Origin of the sequence: Brevundimonas sp. UBA7534 (assembly GCF_002479325.1) — a bacterium.
Classification (GTDB): domain Bacteria; phylum Pseudomonadota; class Alphaproteobacteria; order Caulobacterales; family Caulobacteraceae; genus Brevundimonas.
The window spans coordinates 2,148-3,000 of the sequence record NZ_DLMO01000042.1; the positions used below are offsets into that span (position 1 = coordinate 2,148).

Below are 853 nucleotides of genomic sequence, written 5' to 3' on the forward strand. Positions count from 1 at the left end.
GGCGTGACCGTGCGTTTCCTTTAGGGCGCCACCGCGCCAAATGGCGTGCCGTCCCAGAACGCGCACTGGTGACGCTGGAAGAAAGTGTCGTCCAGCCGATCGCCCTCTGGCTCGAAAACCCGAATTGGTCCCGCACCCTCCACTCGGGGCCAATCGGGGCCGAAGTCGGATTGGCCGAACTGGGCCCACAGGCGGCGCATCCGTGCGGACAAGTCCGCCTGCTCTGGCGTGAACCGTTCGACGTCAGCGAAGATCCAGCTGGTCCCGAACACATAGGCCAGCTCGCTGGCGTGATAGGCGCCCAGGTCCAAGCCGACCAGCCATTCGGGCAGGCGGAACGGTGCGTTCCGATCCGCGAACTCATATCCCCACACCGGCGCATGGCGCGCGATCAGCCGGCGCAGGGCCTGCGACGGACAGGCGAACCTCTGGGCCGTGAAGTTCGCCGCAATGGCGTAGGCCGGCCCGTCCTCCCCCACGGGATATCGCTCCAGGACGCGCGGCCCGACGTCGCCGTACATCCAGATCGTCTCCTTCTCGTATCGGTCCATGTCCTTGACCTCGTTGGCGAACAGCCGCCCCTCGTCCAGGTTGGTGCCGACGATGGCCGGCACGCGCGCGAACCGGCCCTCCGCGAAGGCGACGGCGGGGTTCTCCGGCACGGTCGCGTCGCCGTGGACCGGCCCCCACGATCCTGGACCGTTGATCCCGGCCCTCAGGGAGGGCGCGCGCGCCAATCGCCAGGCCGGCAAGGCCCTCAGGCAGGCCACAGCGTCCTCGCCCTCGCATCCCAAACGCTCGGCGAAAGCCGGTCCGCTTTGCGCCGCCGCCTCGGCGCTGACCAGGGACGACG

1 protein-coding gene is annotated in these 853 nt (G+C 69.2%); it reads right to left on the minus strand.

What is annotated here, in order from left to right:
* Positions 1-20: 20 nt before the first annotated feature.
* The coding region (locus tag B2U11_RS03305; RefSeq protein WP_292069934.1) for a carboxylesterase family protein at positions 21-853 on the minus strand (833 nt) is incomplete at its 5' end.